Origin of the sequence: Pseudomonas sp. GD04015 (assembly GCF_029837675.1) — a bacterium.
Classification (GTDB): Bacteria; Pseudomonadota; Gammaproteobacteria; order Pseudomonadales; family Pseudomonadaceae; genus Aquipseudomonas; species Aquipseudomonas paralcaligenes.
This window is the reverse complement of the sequence record NZ_JAOEEE010000009.1, coordinates 116,046-140,131: the sequence shown is the minus strand read 5'-3', so window position 1 is coordinate 140,131 and position 24,086 is coordinate 116,046. Positions and strand designations below refer to the sequence as shown.

General features: G+C 66.7%; 22 protein-coding genes and 1 CRISPR repeat array. Of the genes, 9 read left to right on the top strand and 13 right to left on the bottom strand.

Features of this window, described 5'->3' with window-relative positions; translation table 11 throughout:
* Positions 1 to 128: 128 nt before the first annotated feature.
* The gene (locus N7640_RS10695) at positions 129 to 842 is read left to right on the top strand and encodes a hypothetical protein (RefSeq protein WP_279902754.1); all 714 of its coding nucleotides are present in this window, start codon (positions 129 to 131) and stop codon (positions 840 to 842) included.
* A gap of 149 nt (positions 843 to 991) precedes the next feature.
* Positions 992 to 2,476: direct repeats of the CRISPR family, unit length 32 nt; unit sequence GTTTCAATCCACGCACCCCTGCGGGGTGCGAC.
* 181 nt (positions 2,477 to 2,657) lie between these two features.
* Here N7640_RS10695 and cas2 read toward each other — a convergent pair.
* The 12 genes from cas2 to N7640_RS10635 all read right to left on the bottom strand — a co-directional run bounded on the left by cas2 (position 2,658) and on the right by N7640_RS10635 (position 15,877).
* Entirely contained in the window at positions 2,658 to 2,948 is a 291-nt protein-coding gene (gene cas2, locus N7640_RS10690; protein WP_279902755.1) for a CRISPR-associated endonuclease Cas2, read from the bottom strand.
* 10 nt (positions 2,949 to 2,958) lie between these two features.
* A complete protein-coding gene (gene cas1c, locus N7640_RS10685) occupies positions 2,959 to 3,999 on the bottom strand; it encodes a type I-C CRISPR-associated endonuclease Cas1c (protein WP_279902756.1) in 1,041 nt (346 codons plus the stop codon).
* Between the two features lie 3 nt (positions 4,000 to 4,002).
* Positions 4,003 to 4,632 (bottom strand): CRISPR-associated protein Cas4, encoded by a 630-nt coding sequence (gene cas4, locus N7640_RS10680; RefSeq protein WP_279902757.1) that lies wholly within the window; start codon positions 4,630 to 4,632, stop codon positions 4,003 to 4,005.
* A gap of 18 nt (positions 4,633 to 4,650) precedes the next feature.
* Positions 4,651 to 5,520 carry a type I-C CRISPR-associated protein Cas7/Csd2 gene (gene cas7c, locus N7640_RS10675; protein ID WP_279902758.1) on the bottom strand — a complete coding sequence of 290 codons (870 nt, stop codon included), beginning with the start codon at positions 5,518 to 5,520 and terminating at the stop codon, positions 4,651 to 4,653.
* A complete protein-coding gene (cas8c, locus tag N7640_RS10670; RefSeq protein ID WP_279902759.1) occupies positions 5,517 to 7,295 on the bottom strand; it encodes a type I-C CRISPR-associated protein Cas8c/Csd1 in 1,779 nt (592 codons plus the stop codon). Before cas8c ends, cas7c begins: the two co-directional genes overlap by 4 nt.
* Positions 7,292 to 7,966: a type I-C CRISPR-associated protein Cas5c gene (gene cas5c, locus N7640_RS10665; protein WP_279902760.1), complete on the bottom strand. Its 675-nt coding sequence runs from the start codon at positions 7,964 to 7,966 to the stop codon at positions 7,292 to 7,294. Before cas5c ends, cas8c begins: the two co-directional genes overlap by 4 nt.
* Before the next feature lie 50 nt (positions 7,967 to 8,016).
* Complete coding sequence (locus N7640_RS10660) at positions 8,017 to 10,251, bottom strand: CRISPR-associated endonuclease Cas3'' (RefSeq protein WP_279902761.1); 2,235 nt, start codon at positions 10,249 to 10,251, stop codon at positions 8,017 to 8,019.
* Between the two features lie 94 nt (positions 10,252 to 10,345).
* Positions 10,346 to 10,768, bottom strand: a complete 423-nt coding sequence (locus tag N7640_RS10655; RefSeq protein ID WP_279902762.1) for a type II toxin-antitoxin system VapC family toxin — start codon at positions 10,766 to 10,768, stop codon at positions 10,346 to 10,348.
* A complete protein-coding gene (locus tag N7640_RS10650; RefSeq protein ID WP_279902763.1) occupies positions 10,768 to 11,019 on the bottom strand; it encodes a type II toxin-antitoxin system Phd/YefM family antitoxin in 252 nt (83 codons plus the stop codon). Before N7640_RS10650 ends, N7640_RS10655 begins: the two co-directional genes overlap by 1 nt.
* An 81-nt stretch (positions 11,020 to 11,100) precedes the next feature.
* Positions 11,101 to 12,750, bottom strand: a complete 1,650-nt coding sequence (locus tag N7640_RS10645) for an acyl-CoA dehydrogenase family protein (protein ID WP_279902764.1) — start codon at positions 12,748 to 12,750, stop codon at positions 11,101 to 11,103.
* A 2-nt stretch (positions 12,751 to 12,752) separates the two neighbouring features.
* Entirely contained in the window at positions 12,753 to 13,388 is a 636-nt protein-coding gene (locus N7640_RS10640) for a TetR/AcrR family transcriptional regulator (RefSeq protein WP_279902765.1), read from the bottom strand.
* A 104-nt stretch (positions 13,389 to 13,492) separates the two neighbouring features.
* A complete protein-coding gene (locus tag N7640_RS10635; protein ID WP_279902766.1) occupies positions 13,493 to 15,877 on the bottom strand; it encodes a hybrid sensor histidine kinase/response regulator in 2,385 nt (794 codons plus the stop codon).
* Positions 15,878 to 16,198: 321 nt separating this feature from the next.
* On the opposite strand from N7640_RS10635, the gene N7640_RS10630 reads away from it, so the two are divergent.
* From N7640_RS10630 to N7640_RS10615, 4 genes are all read left to right on the top strand, one after another.
* Positions 16,199 to 16,996, top strand: coding sequence for a hydroxymethylpyrimidine/phosphomethylpyrimidine kinase (locus N7640_RS10630; RefSeq protein WP_279902767.1), 798 nt, complete (start codon positions 16,199 to 16,201; stop codon positions 16,994 to 16,996).
* 22 nt (positions 16,997 to 17,018) lie between these two features.
* Positions 17,019 to 17,642 carry a thiamine phosphate synthase gene (thiE, locus tag N7640_RS10625; protein ID WP_279902812.1) on the top strand — a complete coding sequence of 208 codons (624 nt, stop codon included), beginning with the start codon at positions 17,019 to 17,021 and terminating at the stop codon, positions 17,640 to 17,642.
* Positions 17,643 to 17,673: 31 nt separating this feature from the next.
* On the top strand, positions 17,674 to 18,957 hold the full coding sequence (hemL, locus tag N7640_RS10620) for a glutamate-1-semialdehyde 2,1-aminomutase (protein ID WP_279902768.1): 1,284 nt from the start codon (positions 17,674 to 17,676) through the stop codon (positions 18,955 to 18,957).
* Between the two features lie 120 nt (positions 18,958 to 19,077).
* Positions 19,078 to 19,683, top strand: coding sequence for a tetratricopeptide repeat protein (locus N7640_RS10615; protein ID WP_220811954.1), 606 nt, complete (start codon positions 19,078 to 19,080; stop codon positions 19,681 to 19,683).
* A 24-nt stretch (positions 19,684 to 19,707) separates the two neighbouring features.
* On the opposite strand, the gene N7640_RS10610 is transcribed toward N7640_RS10615, so the two are convergent.
* Complete coding sequence (locus tag N7640_RS10610) at positions 19,708 to 20,031, bottom strand: DUF1820 family protein (protein ID WP_220811952.1); 324 nt, start codon at positions 20,029 to 20,031, stop codon at positions 19,708 to 19,710.
* A gap of 129 nt (positions 20,032 to 20,160) precedes the next feature.
* Here N7640_RS10610 and miaB point away from each other — a divergent pair, with 129 nt between their 5' ends.
* The 4 genes from miaB to N7640_RS10590 all read left to right on the top strand — a co-directional run bounded on the left by miaB (position 20,161) and on the right by N7640_RS10590 (position 23,886).
* Positions 20,161 to 21,480 (top strand): tRNA (N6-isopentenyl adenosine(37)-C2)-methylthiotransferase MiaB, encoded by a 1,320-nt coding sequence (miaB, locus tag N7640_RS10605; RefSeq protein WP_279902769.1) that lies wholly within the window; start codon positions 20,161 to 20,163, stop codon positions 21,478 to 21,480.
* 106 nt (positions 21,481 to 21,586) lie between these two features.
* Positions 21,587 to 22,579, top strand: coding sequence for a PhoH family protein (locus tag N7640_RS10600; RefSeq protein ID WP_220811948.1), 993 nt, complete (start codon positions 21,587 to 21,589; stop codon positions 22,577 to 22,579).
* Positions 22,572 to 23,030 (top strand): rRNA maturation RNase YbeY, encoded by a 459-nt coding sequence (gene ybeY / locus N7640_RS10595; RefSeq protein ID WP_220811946.1) that lies wholly within the window; start codon positions 22,572 to 22,574, stop codon positions 23,028 to 23,030. The genes N7640_RS10600 and ybeY overlap by 8 nt, the downstream gene beginning before the upstream one ends.
* Positions 23,031 to 23,049: 19 nt before the next feature.
* A complete protein-coding gene (locus N7640_RS10590; protein WP_279902770.1) occupies positions 23,050 to 23,886 on the top strand; it encodes an HlyC/CorC family transporter in 837 nt (278 codons plus the stop codon).
* Positions 23,887 to 24,086 lie beyond the last annotated feature (200 nt).

The following is a 24,086-nucleotide window of genomic DNA, read 5'->3' as shown; positions in this document are numbered from 1 at the left end:
AGTCACGAAACGGCTTCCTGGCGAATGACGCGCTCTATCTTGCGCCGATCCCCCCGCGCCTGCCAGCCGAAGGCGCAAGCGCAGCGACCGATCTAGGCTTAGCTCACACCCCCGCCAAGGAAACCGCCATGCGCCACGCCCTGCCGCTCCTGCTGGCGCTGCTCGCCAGCGACGCCCTGGCCGGCGAACTCGACGGCCACTACCGGGCCACCCTCGACGGCCAGCCGGCCGAGCTGATCCTGCGCAGCCAGGGCGAGCGGGTCGAGGGCGAGTACATCGAGAACGGAAGCCTCGGGTTCAGGCTCACCGGCCGCGTCGACGGCCAGGCCCTGCAGGCGCAGATCAGCGACCCGGCCTCCGGCCAGCCCCTGGCCAACATGAACGCCAACTACGCCGACGGCATGCTCGCCGCCAGCCTGGCCGCGCGCGATCCGCAGAGCGGCGCAACCCTGGTGCGCGAAGCCCTGTTCCAGCGGGTCGGGCCGCCTCCCCCACCAGCCGCTCCCGGCCAGGACCCGGCCCTGGTGGGCACCTGGGTCTACGAACAGATGATCAACAGCGGGGGCCTCGAATTCGCCTCGATGACCACGGTCACCACACTGCGCATCCGCGCCGACGGCAGCATCGAACAATGGCGCCGCGCCGTGGCCGGCGGTAGCGAATGGAGCTACGACCGCCCCGGCGAGCTGCAGTACAGCGGCCGCTGGCGCAGCGACGGCGGCCTGCTGCTGGTGCAGCTGAACGGTGCGGCCGACTACCAACCCGCGGCCCGCTACCACTTCAGCGCGCCCTATCTGGTCACCGAGAGCAATACGGGGCGGATGATCTGGCAGCGGCGGTGATGCCACCCTGGCAGACAGGCACTCCGAAGGCTGGCGGCAGCGGCCTCGGTCGGCGCGGGGTGACTGAGATTTTTCAATGGTGGTACTTGAATCCACATACCTGCGGGGTCCGACTCCCACACCATCAACATCCCGCCGACCCTCTACAAGTTTCAATCCACGCACCCTGCAGAGTGCGACTGGTGCTGTCAATCCAGCGCGCCAGCTGGAACCAGTTTCAATCCACATACCCCTACGGGGTGCGACTGGAGTCGATGTAGTACGTGCTCTCTGACCAGTGGTTTCAATTCACGCCCCCTGCGGGGTGCGACGCTACGGTATAGCCCAGGGTAGGCTCGATGACGTAGTTTCAATCCACGCACCCTTGCGGGGTGCGACCGAGCAGGCCGAACGAGTTGCCCGCCTCCACGATGTTTCAATCCACGCACCCCTGCGGGGTGCGACAACTGGTGCAGGGCCTCAGGCGTGCCCGCGGGGATGTTTCAATCCACGCACCCCTGCGGGGTGCGACCACTTGGCGAATTGATTGTTGATTCCCTGGTGGGGTTTCAATCCACGCACCCCTGCGGGGTGCGACAAGAACAAGCTGGAGAACTTCGCAAAGGTCAAGCTGTTTCAATCCACGCACCCCTGCGGGGTGCGACTCCCGTCGTATACCCTGCCGGATGACGTGGTGATGTTTCAATCCACGCACCCCTGCGGGGTGCGACCCAAGACCTTGGCGAAGCTGGCCAACCATTCAGCGTTTCAATCCACGCACCCCTGCGGGGTGCGACGCGGAGGGCTGCTGAGTGGCAGCGGCGGCACCGGTTTCAATCCACGCACCCCTGCGGGGTGCGACCAGGCCACTCGCGCGGCTCGCCGATCATGGTGGGGTTTCAATCCACGCACCCCTGCGGGGTGCGACAGCCGGCAGCGACCACGCGGTCTTTTAGCGTGTCGTTTCAATCCACGCACCCCTGCGGGGTGCGACTTCCAGCGGCACGGTCTCCAGCTCCACGGCCACGTTTCAATCCACGCCCCCCTGCGGGGTGCGACATCAGCCTGGTCGCCAACCCGACCACGATTGTGGCGTTTCAATCCACGCACCCCTGCGGGGTGCGACTTCCGGTACGGACCTGTACCAGCAAGGAAAGCAAAGTTTCAATCCACGCACCCCTGCGGGGTGCGACAGCTGGGCCCGATGGACGCTGGTGAAACCTCGCTGTTTCAATCCACGCACCCCTGCGGGGTGCGACAACTGATGGGCTACAACTTCTCCGCCCAGAAGGCGTTTCAATCCACGCACCCCTGCGGGGTGCGACGCCCATGTGGCGCGAGAGAGAAGTTGAGATGGCGTTTCAATCCACGCACCCCTGCGGGGTGCGACTCGTCGGGATGCAGACCGGGGAGCGCGCCAGCACCGTTTCAATCCACGCACCCCTGCGGGGTGCGACATTTCCACCGTATCGATATCGAGACTGGAGCCGAGTTTCAATCCACGCACCCCTGCGGGGTGCGACGCTGGCCGAGTACCGCGTGCAGCTACCTGATACCGTTTCAATCCACGCACCCCTGCGGGGTGCGACGCGATGCCAAGCACCTGGGCGATGAGCGCTGCCCGTTTCAATCCACGCACCCCTGCGGGGTGCGACCTTCCCCTTATAACTCGTTGTTCAATAAGCGCAAAATCCTTCGCTCCGGCGAAAGGGATCGATTTTGGCAAAACACAAGCGCCGACCTTCCCCGCACTTAGGAGAGATTCAGATAAATCAGGATGTTAGGGAATTGCGAACCGCCCGGGATTTAGCCGGCCACTTCAGGTTCGCGGCGGCGCTATAGAATCAGCGGGCCATTGAGGTCGAGCACAGCCTTGGCGCCAACGTGCTCCACACGATGCTGCCAGTTCTTGCCCAGGTAGTAGAAGCGCAGACTGTCCTGTTCCGGGTCGATCAGGTTGCACAGCCGGTGCTTGAGGAACGCCCATTGCGCGGCATCCACTGCGATCTCGAATACCGAGTACTGCACTCGCTGACCATAGTCGCGACAGGCCTTGGCCAGGCGGCGCAGGCGCTTGTCGCCCGCAGCATCCTGGGTGCTGACGTCATAGCTGACCAGAACCATCATGTCGCATACCTCACTTCCACAGAAATGGCGGATAAGCCTCCAGGTCGCCGCGCAAGTGGCGAGCGAGCAGTTGCGCCTGGATATAGGGGAACAGACCCAGCGTTACCTTCTCCCCCAGAAAGCTGTGTTGTATTTCCTCACGCTTGCGTTCCTGGTAGGCCGTCAGCAGCGTCTTGCGCGCCTCGTCCTTGAGTAGCACGGCGCCATTGTCCAACCTGCGAAAGTCGCGTTCGCCCAATTGCTTGCGGTTGATCAGGGACAGCGCCAGGCGATCCGCCAGCACGGGACGGAACTCCTCGACCAGATCCAGCGCCAGGCTGGGTCGGCCGGGACGGTCGCGGTGCAGGAAGCCGACAGCCGGATCCAGCCCCACGGTCTCCAGCGCCGAACGGCAGTCGTGAGTCAGCAAGGTGTAGAGAAAGGACAGCAGTGCATTGACCGCGTCCAGAGGCGGCCGGCGACTGCGCCCGGCGAAACGCAGTGCCGGGTTGTCGATACGGATCAGATGATCGAACACGCCGAAATAGGCCTGGGCGGCCTCCCCCTCCAACCCTCTGAGCAGTTCCAGCCCAGGCGCCTCGAGCAACCTGCCGGCAATTCGCCGCAAGCGTTTGTGGCTATGTGCCAGGGCCGCTCGCGCCTTTTCAGGCAAGGCCTCGCCATGGTCGCGCAGAGCCCGCCCCAACACCGCCCGCTGGTTGTGCACCTTGCCCAACAGCAGATTGCGCACCAGCGCCGCACATCCAGGCGGGTCATCGCTGCGTCGATACTGCTCGCGGCGTAGCAGGACATTGCCGGACACCGGCCCTTCTACTCGGGCCAGAAACTTGCCGTTGGGCGACAGGTAGCAGACGCTGATGCCCTGCTCCGCACAGTATCCCAGCAGCGGCGGCGATACCAGCACACGTCCGATGCACACCAGGCTTTCGAGCATATGGGCCGGCAGGCGCCCACGGATTTCACCCTCCACCTCCATGACCACATTGGCGCCATCCTTCCTCAGCCAGGCACCCTCGGTGGTGACGTACAGGGTATTGAGCTGTCGCCGCATCTCTCACTCCTCCTTGAATTGCAGGCGTAGCCAACTTTCGACGCTAGCGCTGCGTTCGAGCAACCTGGGCTGGCACAGGTCGATCAGCGAACAGGAGTCGCAACGCTTGGCCTGGTACTCGGCCAAGGGCGTGCTTCCTGCGGCCAACAGCTCGCGCGTCGCCTGGATGACCTGCAGGGTCAGCCGGCGTAGTTCATCGTCGAAGGGGACGACCTTGCGCCGCCGGGTCTTCCCATAGAACAGCGCGCCCTCCGCCAGCGGCTTGCCGAGCATCGCCTCCAGGCACAGGGCCTGGGCGCAGAGCTGCACCTCGTCGGCGCGATGGGCCTTGGGCCGACCGCGCTTGTATTCCACCGGGTAGGCGCGTTCGCCCTCGTCAGTAACACGGAACTCGACCATATCGGCCACGCCCGTGATGCCCAGTTCCAGGTTGAGCAGGGGCATGGCGGTAACGCTACGCACACCATGCCGTTGCTCCACCAGGGGCTGGTCGGCGCGCTGGTGAAGCAACCGGCCTTCGGCGGTCTGACGGTTCTCCGCCCACAGCCGCTCGACATGGATCAGCGCGCACTGGCGCGGGCAGTAGAGGTAGTGCTGCAGGGCGGACAGGGGGATGAGATCGTCGTCTTCCATGGCCGCCCGCTCCCGTGGCTAGAAGTGCTCGCGCACGCTGACACCCTGGGGCAGGGCTTCGGCATCGATGCTGACGCGGTAATCCTGGAAACCGCGCGCCGGCGTATCCGCCGTCCCTTCCACCCGCTCGACCTTGACGCTGTCGAACAGCACATGAGCCGGGGCATTGCCCATGGCGTGCTCGTGCTTGAAGACGATCAGCTTGCGCGCAGCCATCTCGCCACGCGCCGCCGAGCGGTCGTGCTCGAACATATTGCCCAGCGCGCGCCACAACAACTCCAGATCGTCCTCGGAGAAACCGGTGCGCTCGGCCAGCTTGGCGGAAATGAAACCGTGGGCGCGGTACAGGCCGTAGGGCACGATATGCTTGCGGCCCATGGTGCGTTCCTTCTCCAGATCCCTTTCGTTGGTCACCGCCATGCGGGTGATGGACACCTCCAGCGGCAGTACCGGGTCGATGGAGGTGGCGAACCCCAGCTGGATCGGCCCCCGCACCTGGCCAGCATTGACCTCGGTGGTCATCACCGCGCCGAAGGCGCGCACATCGAAGAAGTTCTTGCACATCCAGGCGGTCAGCTCGCGCGCCTTGGCTTCGTCCTTGGGCAGTTTCTTCGCCTCCGACTCGATGCCGAGCGCCTCGTAGGCCTGCTTGTGCTGGTTATTCAGCACGGATTTTTCCTGCATGTAGATGGCATGGCCGGGAGCGCCTTCCTGTTCCAGGCTGACGTAGTTGCGGATCTTGCGCTTGAGGCAAACGTCGGTGACCAGCCCCTGGTTGGTTTCCGGGTCGAGGCGCGGCATGTTGCCAGCATCCGGGTCGCCGTTGGGATTGCCGTTGCTGACATCGAACAGGTAGACGAATTCGTAGCGATTGGCGATGGCGGTCATTCTTCTGCTCCTTGCTCGGCAGGCTCGGTGGAATGGGTGTCGCGGGTGAAACGCTGTTGGTAGTAGCCGATGGCGAAGCGGCCCTGGTCTTCCAGGCGCAGGCTACGCGGGAACTGGCTCGGCATAGCGCCGATGATTTCGCCGATATCACGTTCCAGGTTCACCGCCAGTCCAGGCTTGTCCTTGCGCAACTTGGCCAGGTGGTTCTGGGTGTTGCGCAGCAGCATCGGGAAGACCGTGGCCGGGGTGGCGGAAGCGGCGCCATAGTAGCGATCGCGGATGGTGGCATTGACCTTGTCGCCCAGGGCAGCGCGCTGGATGCTTTCCAGTACGGCGAACAGCCGCCCCAGGCGATAACCGGGGTTGCTGGCGTCCTTGTCGAGACTCATGGGTAGCTCCTCTTGGTGGGTCTTGCCGCTCAAGCGCACCTCGCGGGCGAGCACGGCCTTGCACAGCGCAACGCGCATGCCAGAGACGTCGCCGTCGGCCCGCATGCGCATGATCAGGGTCGCCAGCAGGCTGCGCGGATAGCGGCTGCCGGTGAGGATGGCGCGGGTCATTTCACCGGCCAGTTGCGGGGGTACGTCTTCGTCCTTCTTCTTGCCACTGCGATCAGGCGCAGTCTGCAGAAGGAGATACTTGACCGATGGCGCACGCCGCCACGGCAAGGGCTGGATGTGCAAGTCTCGAAAATGCTCGCTCAGACGCTTGGCGAACGTATCCAGGCTGCCCGTTTCCCAGAAGCGAATGGACAGCCGCGAGGCATTGGGTGCCAGCCCCAGCACGAACATGCGGGTGCCCTCCTCGAGTTGCGGATCGAGTGCTTGCAAGGGCCTGCCCTGGGCCACGGTATCCAGCACGCCACGCAGCTTTTCCGCTTCCTGGCCATCGTCGGCGGGTGGCTCCAGCAAGCTCCAAAAGGTCGCCTCGGCGGCAACCGCCTGCGCGGGAGTGGCGGCCTGTGCCCAGAACACCACACTGGCATCGCCGATCTGCAGGCGCTGGCGGTTGTGCTCGTCGCGCCGCAACAAATGGTTGAGCACCGTGGTGTAGGCGAAGGCGGCCTGTTCGGAGACCGGCGCATTCTCGCCCTGACTCTTGCCGTAGGAGGAAAAGGCATCGAGGTTGAAAGAGACGATGGAGGCTCCCGAACTCTGTGCGCCATTGACGCCCTTGACTGCCGGATGCAGGCGCGCCAGCGGCTGGCGCTGGCCGCTGACCAGGCACAGCCCCTCGCGGCTGTCGCCATCGGCCAGCAGCCGGGCACGCACCGCCTGCGCCGCAGAGGTCTCGTGCAAGTAGCGTTGCTGGCCGTCCAGGCGGAACACCAGGTTGCTGTCGAGCATGTCTTCGCTGAACAACGGCGGCTGGAACTGCTCCGGCTGCCAACGTTCGAAGAACCTGAGCAAGGCCTGCAGGGCGGGGTCGCTTTCCCCGGCCAGTATCTGCCGGTGCAGCACCTTGAAGGCTTCGTGCTCCTGCAAGGTACGCTCGCCGCCCTTGGCGCTCACGCCTAGCACATAGCTGGTCTTGTCCCAGAGCACATTGGACTTGATGCCCGAGGTGCGCTTCTCCGGCTGCGGCACGCTCAGGCTCCTGGGCTGCGGCTTCTTGCCGGAGAGCGAGCGAATATCCTGCACGTCCAGCAGCTCCCCTTGCGCGGACAACAGCAGGGCGTAGCTGATCTTCTCCTGGCTGTAGCCGAAGGGCGAGATACCCTCCTCATCCCGCTCCAGCAGGTGCTGGTAATAATCGTTGAGGGCCGAGAGGATCATGCCTTGACCTCCGCCGCCCTGAACGCCGGCACCTCGATCAGCCCGTCGCGCATCAGGGCACGGAAGAAATGCGGGGTCATGCCATCGGCGAAGTCGATGTCATGCAGCATCCAGCCCAGATCGCGCTCGCCGCACAGGGAAGTATCGGCTGCCGGCTCCGCACCGCCCTCCTCCAGCAACCGGAAGCTGGCCGGGAACTCGCGCACACCCAGGCAGGGCGCATGGAAACACTGCCCCTTGCGCGCGCGGCGATTGAAGATATCCAGGTGCTTGCCCACCGTATCGTCGGCGCCGGCCCGGTCGGTCAACTCGAAGTGCGCCTCGATGACGTAGGCGACATCGCGCAGCAGGGTAGTGGCGCGCTGCTGACGATCCTCCTCGACCAGACTCACCAGGCCATCGATACGCCCGGCCTTCATCGCCTTGCCGACGCTGGCGGCGGACAGCTTGCCACCGACCTCGTTGCGCCGGATGGATTCGAAGCGGATCGGCCGGAGCACCTGGATGCGATCCACCACCCAGCGAATCGCCGGTTTCCAGTGGATAGCCTCGAGAATGCCGCGTGCGGCCGACGGGGTGATCACGTCGTAGGAGACTCGTTCCACCTTCATTTCCGGTCGGGTGAAACAGGCGCGCTCGCCCCAGACCATCAAGCGAATTCCGTAGGCCATCGGCCCTCCTTTTCACATCATCCAAGCCGAGTCGCTGCTACACGCCTCGACTACCAACATAGCCGCTCACTACTGACAAAGGCCGGATTATCCCAGTGCAGCCCAAACTGCTGGTGATACAGATCAGGGTTGACCAGCGCCATAAACTGCTCGCCATAGCGCTCGCCGGCCACCGGCTGGATCGCACCGGCCTCCAGCAGCGCCTGATAGGCCTGGCGCGGCAACTGCACCAGGTAGGGTTGCAGGCGACGGGCGATGGCGGCGCAGCCATCGGCGAATGCCAGCTCGCGCAGGGCGGCTCTGGCCTCGTCATCGAAAGGGATGATCACCGGCAGTTGCAGGCTGTCGATCATGCGGAACTTGCTGGCCAGGGTCTCGTACGGCAGGCCGTCGAGCCGGCCTTTCTCGATCAGCCCGAGCAGGTTGCCGGCGTCCAGCTCAGCCGCGCCTTTCTGCCAGTAGAGCAGGCGGAAATAGCGCTCGATGGCCGCCATGGACAGGCAATCGTCCGGATGCAGGCGCATCACTTCGCGAGCAGCCTGGGCAAACTGCTTGAGTTCTTCGGGCGGCGCCCAGTCGGGATTGGCCGTGGCAAACACCAGTACCTCGCTCTCGGCCAGTGGCCGCCGGCCTTCGCGGTTGCAGCGCCCCGCGGCCTGGGCGATGGAGTCCAGCCCGGCCTCGGCACGCAGTACCACGGGGAAGTCCACGTCCACCCCGGCCTCGATCAGCGAAGTGGCCACCAGGCGACAGGGCTCGCCTGCCTGCAGCAGTTGGCGAACCTCGGCCAGCACCTGGCTACGGTGCCTGGCGCACATCAGGGTGGTGAGATGGCGGGCGCCGGGCAACCCGGCAAGCGACTCGTAGAGCGCCCGGGCATGTCGCCTGTTATTGACGATGCACAACACCTGCTCGCGACGGGCGATCTGTTCGGTCAGGGCCGCATCATCGAGCACGCCCAGTGACCGCACCCGCACCCGTTCCAAGTCCCGGAACAACCGCTGCGGCTCGGGCGCCAGCTCACGCACGCCCTGCAATCCGCCGACGAAATCCGGCGCCTGCAGGGCCGGCTGGGTGGCGGTGCAGAGCACGGGGCTGCAACAGTAGTTGAGCGCCAGCTCGTCGATAGCGGCGACGCAGGGCCGCAGCAGCTTGAGCGGCAGGGTCTGCGCCTCGTCCAGAATCACCACGCTGCCGGCGATGTTGTGCAACTTGCGACACTTGGACGGCCGGTCTGCGAACAGACTCTCGAAGAATTGCACGGCCGTGGTCACCACGATCGGCGCATCCCAGTTTTCCATCGCCAGGCTCAGCTTGCGCTTCGCTTCCAGGCTCTTGCCCCGGTCGTCGACGAACGCACTGTGATGCTCCAGCACCGCCTGCTCGCCGAACTCGCCCAGGGCTCGGCGGAACACGGCCGCGTTCTGCTCGACGATACTGGTGAAGGGGATCACGTAGATGATCCGACGCAGACCGTGGGCCAGCGCGTGATCCAGGGCGAAAGCCAGGGAGGCCAGGGTCTTGCCGCCGCCCGTGGGCACCGTCAGGGCAAACAGCCCGGGTTGCTCACTCGCCTTGCCACGCACACCGGCCAGTATCTCCCCGCGCAGGCGATTGACCGGCGTATCGCCCTTGAATGCCGCCAGATGCCGGTCGAGAGCCTCTCGCAGCTCGACCAGGGACGGCCGTGACTGCTCACGCAGGGATTGTCGTCCCTCGATACGCTCGTAGAAGGCTTCGGTATCCAGGTAGTCCGCATCGACCAGGCAGGAGAACAGCATCCGCCCGAGAAAGGCCAGCTGAAAGAAACCGCGCTCCGGGCGCGGCTTGAGCGGTGGCGGCTGCAGGCGCTCGGGCAGTTCGATTTCCGCCTGCCAGGCCTCCAGCAGCCTTGGCAGATCGAGCCCCTTGAGACGATCGCCGAGGGCCGTGCGCTCGCCAGCCTCGCGACCATTGGCCAGGCCCGCATGGTGGCCGGCGATGCCATAGGCCAGCAACTGGCCGAGCGCCCCGTAACGCTCCACCGCCAGCATGGCCCCGCGGGTGGCATGATCGACGCGGATGGCATCGCCCGCGATGCGCCGCTGGAACTCCTCGGTGTACTTGCCCAGGTCGTGCAACAGGCCGGCCAGCGCGGCCAGCTCGCTACCACCGAAAATAGCCGCCTTCTCTCCCGCCAGGTGGGCGACGGCCTGCAGGTGCTCGGCCAGTGGCTGCCAGTCGCTGCAATCCTCTCGCGCAGTGGAATGCGCGAAGAAGCGGCTGCTAGGGTCTTCCTTCGACATGGACAAGCATCCTGCTTCAACTGCAAGGTGGGTCAAGAATACAAGCAGAGTCAGGTTAGTCGCATAACGCCATCACGCCCAACCATCATCCCCGTCACGCGAACTCCCAAGGATTGAGCAACGCCACCCCGGTCGGTACGAAATCCGTGGTATTGCGCGTAGCCACCGTCATGCCATGCACCAGCGCCGTTGCAGCAATCAGGGCATCGCGCTCGGCGCGCGGATCGGGGACATGCAAGCGGGCGCAGCGCTGCGCCACGGCGCTGTCGACCGGCAGGATGCGCCCGGCAAAACCCGGCAGCACATGGCCATCGAGCCAGGCGCGGAGCATGGCGCCCTGCTGCGGGTCGCGGCGCTCCACCAGCAGTACGCCGGTTTCCAGCTCCAGCACGGTGATCGCGGAAATGAACAGTTGCCCGGGCAGCAGGCGCTGCGCCCAGGCCACCAGACGCGGGTCGGCCTTGCCGCTTTTCGCCTTGCGCAGCTCTGACACCACATTGGTGTCGAGCACGAACATCAGGACAGGTCCACCGGACGCGCCAGCCCCTGCGCACGCGGCGCCTCGAACTCGATGTCCTCGACGCCCGGCATGGCCAACAGGTCGACGATGCTGCCGGGGCCGCCGGTCAGGCGCTGGTACTCCTCGATGCTGAGCAGCACATGCGCCGGCCGACCACGGTCGGTGATGAACACCGGCCCTTGGTTGGCGGCGCGCTTGGCGCCGCTGGCATCCTGATTGAATTCACGGCTGGTGAGTATGGTTTGCATGGCACGCACCACTATGTAGACACGTGCCTACATAGTACTCCTAAAATTCACTCAGACAAGCCCAGACAGCGGCCCACGGCGTCAGGCCAGGTGCGGCGTCGAACGCGCCACCAACGCCTCCACATCCACCCCACGCGGCAGGGTGCCGTAGACCCGGCCGCGTCCGGCCAGGCGGCTGGCGATGAAGGCGTCGCTCACCACGCTGTTGCCGGCCTCCAGCAGCAGCTTGGCCTGCAGAGCCACGGCCACGTCCTCGGTGAGTTGGCGGGCGCGGAACTGGATGTCGGCGGTGTCGGCGAAGTCGTTCCTGAGCTGCTGGATATGCGCCTTCAGGCGCGCGTCACCGTGGCCATCGCCCAGCTCGACGAACAGCGCGTCGAGCACGCCCGGCTCCTTGGACAGGGCACGCAGCACGTCCAGGCACTGCACGTTACCCGAGCCTTCCCAGATCGAGTTGACCGGCGCCTCGCGGTACAGCCGCGGCATGATGGTTTCCTCGACGTAGCCGGCGCCGCCCATGCATTCGCTGGCCTCGTAGACCATCTCCGGGGCGCGCTTGCAGATCCAGTACTTGCCCACGGCGGTGACCAGGCGGGCGAACTTGTCCTCCTGCTCGTCGTGCTGGTGGTCGAGGGCGCGCCCCATGCGCATGCACAGGGCCAGGGCGGCCTCGCTCTCCAGGGCCAGGTCGGCCAGCACGTTCTGCATCAGCGGCTGATCGGCCAGCAGCTTGCCGCCGACCTTGCGGTGGGCGCAGTGGTGCGCGGCCTGGGTCAGCGCCTGGCGCATCAGGCTGCTGGAGCCGACCATGCAGTCGAAGCGGGTCATGGACACCATCTCGATGATGGTCGGCACGCCCCTGCCCTCTTCGCCGAGCATCCAGGCGAAGGCACCGCGGTATTCCACTTCGCTGGAGGCGTTGGCCCAGTTGCCCAGCTTGTTCTTCAGGCGCTGCACGTAGAACTGGTTGCGCGTGCCGTCCGGGCGGTGGCGCGGCAGCAGGAAGCAGGACAGGCCCTTGTCGGTGTAGGCCAGGGTCAGGAAGGCGTCGCACATGGGCGCCGAGCAGAACCACTTGTGGCCGACCAGTTCGTAGGCCTCGCCCGGGCCGCCGACGCCCACCGGGTAGGCGCGGGTAGTGTTGGCGCGCACGTCGGTGCCGCCCTGCTTCTCGGTCATCGCCATGCCGATGGTGACGCCGGCCTTCTGCTCCATCGGCACGTTGCGCGGGTCGTACTGGGTGGCGAGGACCTTCGGCAGCCACTGCTCGGCGACATTCGGCTGCAGCCTGAGCGCCGGCACGGCAGCGAAGGTCATGGTCAGCGGGCAGCCGCTGGCGGCCTCGGCCTGGCTGTGCAGGTAGGTGAGGCCGGCGCGGGCGACGTGGGCACCGGCGCGCGGGTCTACCCAGGGCAGCGACGGCAGGCCGTGCTCGACGGCGGTGCGCATCAGCTCGTGGTAGGCCGGGTGGAATTCCACCAGGTCGATGCGGTTGCCGTAGCGGTCGTGGCTCTTGAACTCCGGCTTGTGCTCGTTGGCCAGGAAGCCGGCCTGCATCAGCGGGCCGCCGGCCAGGGCGCCGTAGGTGTCCAGGCGGTCCTCCGCCCAGCCGCCGCCGTAGCGGCGAATCCACTCCTGCAGCGGCAGGTCGGTGCGGTACAGGTTGGCGCCGTCCAGCGACGGCACCTGATTGAACACTTCGTGGGTTTCGGCGAGTGACTGCAGGGACATGCTCAGGACTCCGGGGCGCCGACGGCGCGCAGGCAGAAGGTGATCAGGGCTTGGCTGACGGTGGCCAGGTCCGCCGACGGCAGGCCGGCGTCGCGGGCCGCGCGGGCCGGTGGGGACAGCGGGCCGACCAGGGCCTCGGCGATGGCGCCCACCAGGCAGGCGGCCACCAGGTTCACTTGGGTGACGCGGAATTCGCCGGTGCGCACGCCCTCCTCCAGCAGGTCGACGAACAGCTCGGCGTAGGATTCGCGGAACAGCAGGCGCTGCTCGTCGACTTCCGGCTCCACCGGCTCGGCGATCAGCGCGAAGGCCAGGCGCCGACTGTGCCAGGCGCGGGCGGCGAACTGCTCCAGGCCCGCGGCCAGGCGTTTGGACGCGCTGCCGGGGCCACGGAGGATTTCGGCAAGCACGTCGACCTCGACGCGGCAGGCGTTGCTGAAGACTTCCGCCGCCAGCTCGCCCTTGCCGCTGAAGTGGCGGTACAGGCTGCCGGTGGCGATGCCCGCGTCCTCGGCCAGGGCCTGCATGGTGAGGCTGGCGAAGCCGCCCTCGGCGACCCGGGCATGGGCGCAGACGAGGATGCGTTCGCGCAGCTCCTGGGCGCGATCGAGGCGGGCGGTGGTGGTGCGATAGGCCATGAGCTGAATCCGTGTTCATGAATTCAGCTCAGTGAATCACGATTCACTTCTTGATGAAAACGACGATTCGGCCAAATCATGGCCAGATCATTGTGGCTATCGGTTCAAGGCGCCCGGCACAGCACCCAGTCGTGCAGCAGGGCCTGGAGTTCGAGGAATTTCACCGGCTTGACCAGGTAATCGCTCATGCCCGCCGCCAGGCAGCGCTCGTGGTCGCCGCTGTGGCTGTGGGCGGTGATGGCCAGCACCGGAATTTCGCCGCAGCCGGGCAGGTTGCGCAGGGCGCGACAGGTGGCGAAGCCGTCCATCACCGGCATCTGGCAGTCCAGCAGCACCGCGTCGACCGGCTCGCCACGCACCACGCCGAGGGCCTCGGCGCCGTTGTCGGCGGTGCGCACCCGGTAGCCGAGCTTGAGCAGCATGCCGCGGGTCACCAGTTGGTTGATCGAGTTGTCCTCGACCACCAGCACGGTGCATTGCTCGGGCCGGCGCTGCGGCGGACCGGCGGCGCGCCGGGAGGCGGCCACGATGTCCGGCAGGCGCTGGGCTGGCAGGTCCAGCGGAACGGCGATGGTGAAGACACTGCCCTGCCCCGGCTGCGACTGGTGCCGGAGGTCGCCGCCGAGCAGGTCGACCAGCTGGCGGCAGATCGCCAGGCCGATGCCCAGCCCGCCGTACTGCCGGGTGGTGGAGCCGTCCAGCTGGTGGAAGCGCTGGTACAGGCCGGCCTCGTCCGAGGCGACGAAACCGATGCCGGTGTCGCGCACCTCGATGCGCAGCGGCACGTTGTCGGCCAGCGGCCCGGCCGCGCCGATGCGCAGGGCGACCTGGCCCTGGTGGGTGAACTTGATGGCGTTGTCCAGCAGGTAGCCCACGGCCTGGCTCAGCCTGGCCGAATCGCCTTCCAGGGTGTCGGGGAGGTTGTCGTCCACCTCGACCACGAAGGCCAGCCCCCGCTCCTCCGCCCTGCCGGCGTACTGCACGCGCAGGCCGTCGACCAGGCCGCGCAGGCTGAACGGCTCCCGCCGCAGGTGGAGCTTGCCGGCCTGCAGCTCGGTGAGTGCAAGGATGTCGTCGACCATGCGCATCATGTCGCGCGCCGAACTGGAGGCGGTGCGCTGGTACTGCTCCAGCTCCACGTCGAGCCGCACCGTCTGCATCAGCTCCAGCGAGCCGATCACGCCGTTCATCGGCGTGCGCAGCTCGTGGGTGACGGTGGCGAGGAACTCGTCCTTGACCCGGTTGCTGTCGGCCAGTTCGCGGTTGAGCGACTCCAGTTCGCGCCCGGCCTCCTGGAGGATGCGCGTGCGCTCCTCCTTCATCGCGTTGATGCGGTCCGCCAGGGCCAGGGACAGCAGCCCCACCTCCAGCGCCGAACCGAACTGGCTGGCGTACATGGTGAAGAAGGTATAGGGCAGGAAGCCCAGCACCATCAGGGTGTTGATCACCCCGCCGGCGAGGAAGGCCGTCCAGGCGATGATGAAGTAGCGCGCCACGCGCATGCCGCGCAGCCAGGCCAGCACGCCGGCGCTGAAGATCACCACGGTGAAGGCCAGCGCCAGCGAGGTGGCCAGGCGCAGGGCGACGGCGTAGCTGCTGGTCAGCGCCAGCACCATCACCAGCGCGCCGACCGCCATCAGCAGACACAGCAGGCGGTCGACCCACGGGCTGTGCGCCCGGGTCTGCAGGAAGCTGCGGGCGAACTGGCAGCCGAACAGCGCCGCCGCGCCGATCAGGAACGGCGTGACCGCGTTGGCCCACCAGGGGTTGTCCGGCCAGAAGTACTGCACGCCGGCGCCGTTGACCGACACCTGGTACAGGCCGAACGAGGCGATGTAGAGGATATAGTAGAGGTAGCTGGTGTCGCGGACGGCGAGGAAGATGAACAGGTTGTAGATCAGCATCGCCAGCAGCACGCCGTAGATGATGCCGAGGGTGTAGATCCGCGCCGGCTGCGCCTCGATGAAAGCGTCCGGCGACCACAGCCCCAGCGGCAGCTGCATCGAGCCCTGGCTCTGCGCGCGCAGGTACACGCGCTGGGTCTGCCCGGGAATCAGTTCGAGGTTGAATAGGTAGTTGTTCTGCTTGATCTGCCGGCTGGAGAAGGGCTGAGCGTCCCCGGTGCGCGCGATCAACCGGTAGCCGCCGACACCGTCGGGCAGGTAGACCTCGAGATGATCGAGCGGCGGATAGGCCAGCTCCAGCAGCCATGCCTTGGGACCGGAGGCCGCGGTCGGCGCGTAGGTCAGGTCGACCCGCAGCCAGAACACCGAGCGCGAGTAGCCAGCGTTGAGCACCGGCCCCGGGTTGTCGCGGAAGCCGGCGTCCAGGGCCGCCGAGCCGACATCTTCGATGCTCGCGTCGCCGCGCACGTCCTCGAACACCTGCATGTCCGAGCCCAGCGCCAGGTAGCGGGTGCGCTCGTCGAACTCGACGGCATGCGCCAGCCAGGTCCAGGCGAACAGGATGAGAAAAATGCAGACACGCATGCAGCCCCGCATGGGTCTCGCGTGGCCGCCCGGAGCCCTCTTCTCCCGGGAGCCTGTTCACGATCCTGCGAGCGGGTGGCGAAATGGCTGGGGAAGCAGCGTTTACGTGGTGTAAACGAACATTCCGAAGCCGTTTTCAACGCCACTCAGCCGAAACGCAGCTGATCGTGAGCAGGCTCTTGGCGCGGCGCGCGTAACCCTTCTAATTGGTATGGGCGGCACTCTATCACAGGGCCCCGGGGAAAAATCCGCCGCCCCGGAGCAAGATGTCGCGCCCCGCCGATTGGGCCACCTCGCCGCCAGGTGGTAAGCTCGCCGGCCATGAACAGACACAACTCCCGTCCCGTCGTCCTCTGCCTGTCCGGCCACGACCCTTCCGGTGGTGCCGGCCTGCAGGCGGACATCGAAGCCCTGCTCGCCCAGGGTTGCCACGCCGCTCCGGCGGTCACCGCGCTGACCGTGCAGGACACCGTCAACGTCTCCGACTTCCGCGTGCTCGACCGCGACTGGGTGCTGGCCCAGGCCCGCGCCATCATCGCCGACCTGCCGGTGGCCGCCGTCAAGCTGGGCATGCTCGGCTCGGTGGATATGGTCGACACCGTGGTCGAGATCATGCAGTCGCTGCCCGGCGTGCCGCTGGTCTGCGACCCGGTGCTGCGCGCCGGCGGCGGCGGCTCGCTGGGCAAGGACGACGTCGGCTACGCCATGCGCGAGCGCCTGCTGCCGATCGCCGCGGCGGCCACGCCGAACCTGCCGGAGGCGCGCATCCTCGCAGAGCTGCCCGAGGGCACCGCGGACGAGTGCGCCGAAAAGCTCTCCCCCTATTGCCGGAACCTGCTGATCACCGGCGGCCACGGCGAAGAGGCCGAAGTGCACAACCGCCTCTACGTGCGTGGCGGCGAACGCCACACCTTCACCTGCGCACGCCTGCCGGGCAGCTACCACGGCTCCGGCTGCACCCTGGCCAGCACCCTGGCCGGCCGCCTGGCCCTGGGCGAGGAAACGGTCAGCGCCGTGCGCTCGGCCCTCGACTACACCTGGCGCACCCTGCGCGACGCCGAGCAGCCGGGGCACGGCCAGTTCGTGCCGCGCCGCCTGCCGCTGGACTTCTGCCAGTGAGGCGCCGTTCGTGAGCCGGCCACTGCGCGGCCTCTACGCCATCACCGACAGCCAGCTGCTGGCCGACGGCCGGCTGCTGCCCTACGTGGAAGCGGCGCTGAAAGGTGGCGCGCGCCTGCTGCAGTACCGCGACAAATCCGGCGACGCCGCCCGTCGCCTGCGCGAGGCCGAGGCCCTGGCCGAGCTGTGCGCACGTCACGGCGCCGACCTGATCATCAACGACGACGCCGAACTGGCCGCCCGCCTCGGCGTCGGCCTGCACCTGGGCCAGGAGGACGGCTCCCTGGCCGCCGCCCGCGCCCTGCTCGGCCCGCGCGCGGTCATCGGCGGCACCTGCCACGCCAGCCTGGAGCTGGCCGCGACGGCGGTCGCCGAGGGCGCCAGCTACATCGCCTTCGGCCGCTTCTTCACGTCGCAGACCAAGCCCGGCGCGCCAAGCGCCACCCCCGAGCTGCTGGAACAGGCCCGCGCCCGCTTCGCCCTGCCGATCACCGCCATCGGCGGCGTGAGCCTGGACAACGGCGCCGACCTGATCCGCCGTGGCGCCGACCTGCTGGCGGTGATCCACGCCCTGTTCTCCGCGCCCTCCGCCGCCGAGGTGGAGGCCCGCGCCCGCGCCTTCGGCGCGCTGTTCGCCACATCCTGATTCGCTATCGCTGATTCGAGAGAGACCTGCCATGTCCCGTTCGGAAACCCTGTTCGCCAACGCCCAGAAACACATCCCCGGCGGCGTCAATTCGCCGGTGCGCGCCTTCCGCAGCGTCGGCGGCACCCCGCTGTTCTTCAAGCACGCCGAAGGCGCCTACGTGATCGACGAGGACGACAAGCGCTACGTCGACTACGTCGGCTCCTGGGGCCCGATGATCCTCGGCCACGGCCACCCCGAGGTGCTCGACGCAGTGCGCAAGCAGCTGGAGCACGGCCTGTCCTACGGCGCGCCGACCGCGCTGGAAGTGGAAATGGCCGACCTGGTCTGCTCCATCGTGCCGTCCATGGAACTGGTGCGCATGGTCAGCTCCGGCACCGAGGCGACCATGAGCGCCATCCGCCTGGCCCGGGGCTATACCGGGCGCGATGCCATCATCAAGTTCGAGGGCTGCTACCACGGCCACTCCGACAGCCTGCTGGTCAAGGCCGGTTCCGGCCTGCTGACCCAAGGCGTGCCCAGCTCGGCCGGGGTGCCGGCGGACTTCGCCAAGCACACCCTGACCCTGCCCTACAACGACCTGGCCGCCGTCGAGCAGACCCTGGCCGAGGTCGGCAAGACCGTCGCCTGCATCATTGTCGAGCCGGTGGCCGGCAACATGAACTGCGTGCCGCCGGCGCCCGGTTTCCTCCAGGGTCTGCGCGAGCAGTGCGACAAGCACGGCGTGGTGCTGATCTTCGACGAGGTGATGACCGGCTTCCGCGTCGCCCTCGGCGGCGCCCAGGCCCACTACGGCGTCACCCCGGACCTGTCGACCTTCGGCAAGATCGTCGGTGGCGGCATGCCGGTCGGCTGCTTCGGCGGCAAGCGCGCGATCATGGAATGCGTTGCCCCGCTCGGCCCGGTCTACCAGGCCGGCACCTTGTCGGGCAACCCGCTGGCGATGGCGGCCGGCCTGACCACCCTCAAGCTGATCAGCCGCCCGGGCTTCCACGCCGAGCTGACCGACTTCACCAGCCGCATGCTGGCCGGCTTGCAGGAGCGCGCCGATGCCGCCGGCGTACCCTTCGTCACCACCCAGGCCGGCGCCATGTTCGGCCTGTACTTCAGCGGCGCCGACGACATCATCACCTTCGGCGACGTGATGGGTAGCGATGCCGAGCGCTTCAAGCGATTCTTCCACCTGATGCTGGAAGGCGGCGTGTACCTGGCCCCGAGCGCCTTCGAGGCCGGCTTCACCTCCATCGCCCATGGCGACCGGGAACTGGAAATCACCTTCGCCGCCGCGGAGCGGGCCTTCGCCAGGCTCGCCTGAGGCGGCGGCCGAATCCGGCAAAGGCTTTGTAACGACGCTCCGGCTTATACATAATGTGACGGCCGGCGCGTTTCGCCGGCAGGGCACGAGGCCCGACCGTTCCGCGAGGCGTTCCGATTCATGACATGCACCGGCCGCAAGCTCTTCATGGGCTGCCTGCTGCTCGTTTCCCCACTGCTGGCCCAGGCGGGCGACAACTCGCTGCTGGTGCCGGCCATGGGCCCCTGCTCGCTGAACACCGCCCCCGAAGACCTGCCCCAGGCCGTGGAAGCCTGCCAGGAGGTCGCCCGCCAGGGCGACGCCCAGGCCCAGTACGAACTCGGCGAACTCTACTACGAAGGCCAGCGCGTGCCGCGCGACCTGCCCCAGGCCATGCACTGGTTCGAGCAGTCCTCGCTGCAGGGCAACGCCCAGGCCCAGCTGCGCCTGGGCACCATGTTCTTCCGTGGCGAGGGCGTGCAGGCCAACAACGTGCAGGCCTATATCGTGCTGAAGATGGCGGCAGTGAACGGCTCCGACGAAGCCATGGACAGCGCCGACCAGGTGGCCGAGCGCATGGGCAGGGAAGAACTGCAGGCCGCCAGCCAGGTGCTGGGGCAGATCTTCCGCAGCTACCTGCTGGAGCTGCAGAACCTCGACAACAGGGACCCCTCGGGCTTCAACCCAACACCCGGCTCGCCGGGCACCGGCATCAGCCCGCAGGTGCCGGCCTTCGCGCCCAACTGAGGCCAGTCCGCGCGGCGGCGTGCGCTACTTCTCGGGGATCGGCATGGGGAACGGCATCACGTTGCCGCCGCCCCTGGCCTCGCTGATCTTCGGCGTGCCCAGCCGCTCCACCTCGTCGATGCGCACGATGGAGTGCATCGGCACGAAGCTGCGCACCACGCCCTCGAACTGGGCCTTGAGCTTCTCCTCGCTGGGGTCGACCACCACCTGGGTGCGCTCGCCGAAGACGAACTCCTCCACCTCCAGGAAGCCCCACAGGTCGCTCTGGTAGATCTGCTTGGCGTACATCTCGTACACCTGGCCCTGGTTCAGGAAGATCACCTTGTAGATGGGTTCGCGCTTGCTCATAGAAGGAGGATAGAGGACCGCTGGAAATCGGGGGCGCGAATCTTACCAGCGTGCGGACAGGCAACGCTAGGAAGCTCGTCGGTCGCCCCCTATAATGCGCGGTCCATTCGAACCACCCGATGCACGCTGATGGCCAAGAAGCTTTATATCGAGACCCACGGTTGCCAGATGAACGAGTACGACAGCTCGCGCATGGTCGACCTGCTGGGCGAACACCAGGCTCTTGAAGTCACGGAAAACCCGGCGGAAGCCGACGTGATCCTGCTCAATACCTGCTCGATCCGCGAAAAAGCCCAGGAAAAGGTGTTCTCCAAACTGGGCATGTGGCGCGAGCTGAAGCTGGAGAATCCGAACCTGGTGATCGGCGTCGGTGGCTGCGTGGCCAGCCAGGAGGGCGCCGCCATCCGCGATCGCGCGCCCTACGTCGACGTGGTGTTCGGCCCGCAGACCCTGCACCGCCTGCCGGAGATGATCGACGCCGCGCGCAGCACCAAGAAGGCCCAGGTCGACATCAGCTTCCCCGAGATCGAGAAGTTCGACCGCCTGCCCGAGCCACGCGTCGACGGCCCCAGCGCCTTCGTCTCGGTGATGGAAGGCTGCAGCAAGTACTGCACCTTCTGCGTGGTGCCCTACACCCGCGGCGAGGAAGTCAGCCGCCCGCTCGGCGACGTGCTGCTGGAAATCACCCAGCTCGCGGAGAAGGGCGTCAAGGAAGTCACCCTGCTCGGCCAGAACGTCAACGGCTACCGCCACGACGGCAGCGACTTCGCCGACCTGCTCTACGCGGTGGCGACCATCGACGGCATCGAGCGCATCCGCTACACCACCAGCCACCCGCTGGAGTTCTCCGACGCGATCATCCAGGCCCACGCCGATATCCCGCAGCTGGTCAAATTCCTCCACCTGCCCGTGCAGTCCGGCTCGGACCGCGTGCTGGCGGCGATGAAGCGCAACCACACCGCGCTGGAATACAAGTCGCGCATCCGCCGGCTTAAGGCCGCGGTGCCGGACATCTGCATCAGCTCGGACTTCATCGTCGGTTTCCCCGGCGAGACCGAGAAGGACTTCGAGCAGACCATGAAGCTGATCGAGGACGTCGGCTTCGACTTCTCCTTCTCCTTCATCTACAGCTCGCGTCCCGGCACCCCGGCCGCCGACCTGGTGGACGACACCCCGGACGAGGTGAAGAAGCGGCGCCTGCAGATATTGCAGAGCCGCATCCACCAGCAGGGCTACGAGATCAGCCACAAGATGACCGGCAGCATCCAGCGCATCCTGGTCAGCGACTATTCGAAGAAGGACCCGGGCATGCTCCAGGGCCGCACCGAGAACAACCGCATCGTCAACTTCCGCTCGGACAACCCGGCGCTGATCGGCCAGTTCGTCGACGTGCACATCGACGGCGCCCTGCCCCACTCCCTGCGCGGCAGCCTCATCCAACTCAACTGATCGACCAATGGCCAATGCCAACCCCGCCGCCCGAACTTTCACCCCGGAGCGCGCGGGGTTATCCTTCGCCAACCACCCCCAGCCGAATGGCGGCCAACAGACCACATTGAACGCACCCATAGAACCGCATCGCTTCATCCTCGAACCCTTCGAAGCTCATCGCTTCGCCAATCTCTGCGGGCAATTCGACGAGCACCTGCGCCTGATCGAGCAACGCCTGTCCATCGAGATTCGCAACCGTGGCAACCAGTTCGAACTGGTCGGCCCGAGCAAGCACACCCAGTCCGCCGAGAACCTGCTGCGCCGCCTGTACCGCGAGACCAAGAGTGCCGAGCTGTCGCCGGAGATGGTCCACCTGTACCTGCAGGAGTCCGGTCTGGAGGCGCTGGACAGCGGCAAGGCCGACGCCGGTGTGGCCCTGCGCACCAAGAAGGGCGTGATCAAGCCGCGCGGCGCCAACCAGCAGCGCTACGTCAAGTCGATCCTCGACAACGACATCAACTTCGGCATCGGCCCGGCCGGCACCGGCAAGACCTACCTGGCGGTCGCCTGCGCCGTGGACGCCCTGGAGCGCGAGCAGGTGCGACGCATCCTGCTGGTGCGCCCGGCGGTCGAGGCGGGCGAGAAGCTCGGCTTCCTGCCCGGCGATCTGGCGCAGAAGATCGACCCCTACCTGCGCCCGCTGTACGACGCGCTGTACGAGATGCTCGGCTTCGAGACGGTGGCCAAGCTGATCGAGAAGCAGGTGATCGAGATCGCCCCGCTGGCCTACATGCGCGGGCGCACCCTTAACAACAGCTTCATCATCCTCGACGAGAGTCAGAACACCACCCTCGAGCAGATGAAGATGTTCCTCACCCGTATCGGCTTCGGCTCCACTGCCGTGATCACCGGCGACATCACCCAGGTCGACCTGCCACGCGGCACCAAGTCCGGCCTCAGCCACGTGATGGAAGTGCTGAAGGACGTACCGGGCATCAGCTTCACCCACTTCAAGCCCAAGGACGTGGTGCGCCACCCGCTGGTGCAGCGCATCGTCGAGGCCTACGAGCGCTTCGAGGAGCGCCAGCCGGCCAGGGACAACCCGCGCGATGCTTGAACTGGACCTGCAGAACGCCTCCAGCGCCACCGACCTGCCCAGCGAAGCGCAGCTGCGCCGCTGGTGCGAGCTGGCGCTGCGCCAGCGCACGGCCGACTCCGAGCTGACCATCCGCCTGGTCGACGAACTGGAAGGCCGCGAGCTGAACCACACCTGGCGGCACAAGGACTACGCCACCAACGTGCTGTCCTTCCCCGCCGAGGTGCCGGAAGGCATCCTCGACATCCCGCTGCTCGGCGACCTGGTGATCTGCGTGCCGGTGGTCGAGCGCGAAGCCCGCGAACAGGGCAAGACCGCCGAGGCCCACTGGGCCCACCTGGTCATCCACGGCTGCCTGCACCTGCTCGGCTACGACCACCTCGAAGACGAGGAAGCCGAGGAGATGGAGGCGCTGGAACGAGAATTGCTGGCCGAACTGGGTCACCCCGACCCGTACGCCGAACAAGAATAGGAAGACACCGAGACTCATCATGAGCGAAGACCGATCGAGCAACGAGCAGAAGTCATGGTTCAACAAGCTGACCCAGGCTTTTGCTCATGAGCCGAGAAACCGCCAGGAACTGCTGGAAGTCCTGCGCGAAGCCCACCAGAACAAGCTGCTCGACAGCGAGGCCCTGACCATCGTCGAAGGCGCCATCCAGGTCGCCGACCTGCAAGTGCGCGACATCATGGTGCCGCGCTCGCAGATGGTCAGCATCAAGGCCTGCAACACGCCGGCCGAGTTCCTGCCCGCCATCGTCGACTCCGCCCACTCGCGCTACCCGGTGATCGGCGAGAGCCTCGACGAGGTGATCGGCATCCTCCTGGCCAAGGACCTGCTGCCGCTGATCCTGGACCGGGACAAGCCGTTCAACATCAAGGACCTGCTGCGCCCCGCCACCTTCGTGCCGGAGTCCAAGCGCCTCAACGTGCTGCTGCGCGAGTTCCGCGCCAACCACAACCACATGGCCGTGGTCATCGACGAATACGGCGGCGTGGCCGGCCTGGTGACCATCGAGGACGTGCTGGAGCAGATCGTCGGCGACATCGAGGACGAGCACGACGTCGAGGAGGACAGCTACATCAAGCCGCTGCCGTCCGGCGACTTCCTGGTCAAGGCCCTGACCCCGATCGACGCCTTCAACGAGGCCTTCGACAGCGAATTCTCCGACAGCGAGTTCGACACCGTCGGCGGCCTGGTGATGAACGCCTTCGGCCACCTACCCAAGCGCAACGAGGTGACCGAGATCGGCGAATTCCGCTTCCGCGTGCTCAACGCCGACAGCCGCCGGGTCCACCTGCTGCGCCTGACCCCGCTGGAGCGCTAGAGGGCGCAGGGCCCCTCCTCCTGTGGGAGCGGCCCTTCTGTGGGAGCGGCCTTGGCCGCGAATGGGGCCATAGAAGGCTTCGCGGACAAGTCCGCTCCCACAGGGCACCTGCGAAGATTCGCGGCCAACCGGAAGCCGCCCGGCCGCTCCCACACAGCCTCCCGCTTCCGGCCCTCCCGCCCTTCCAGTACCCTTGCCCG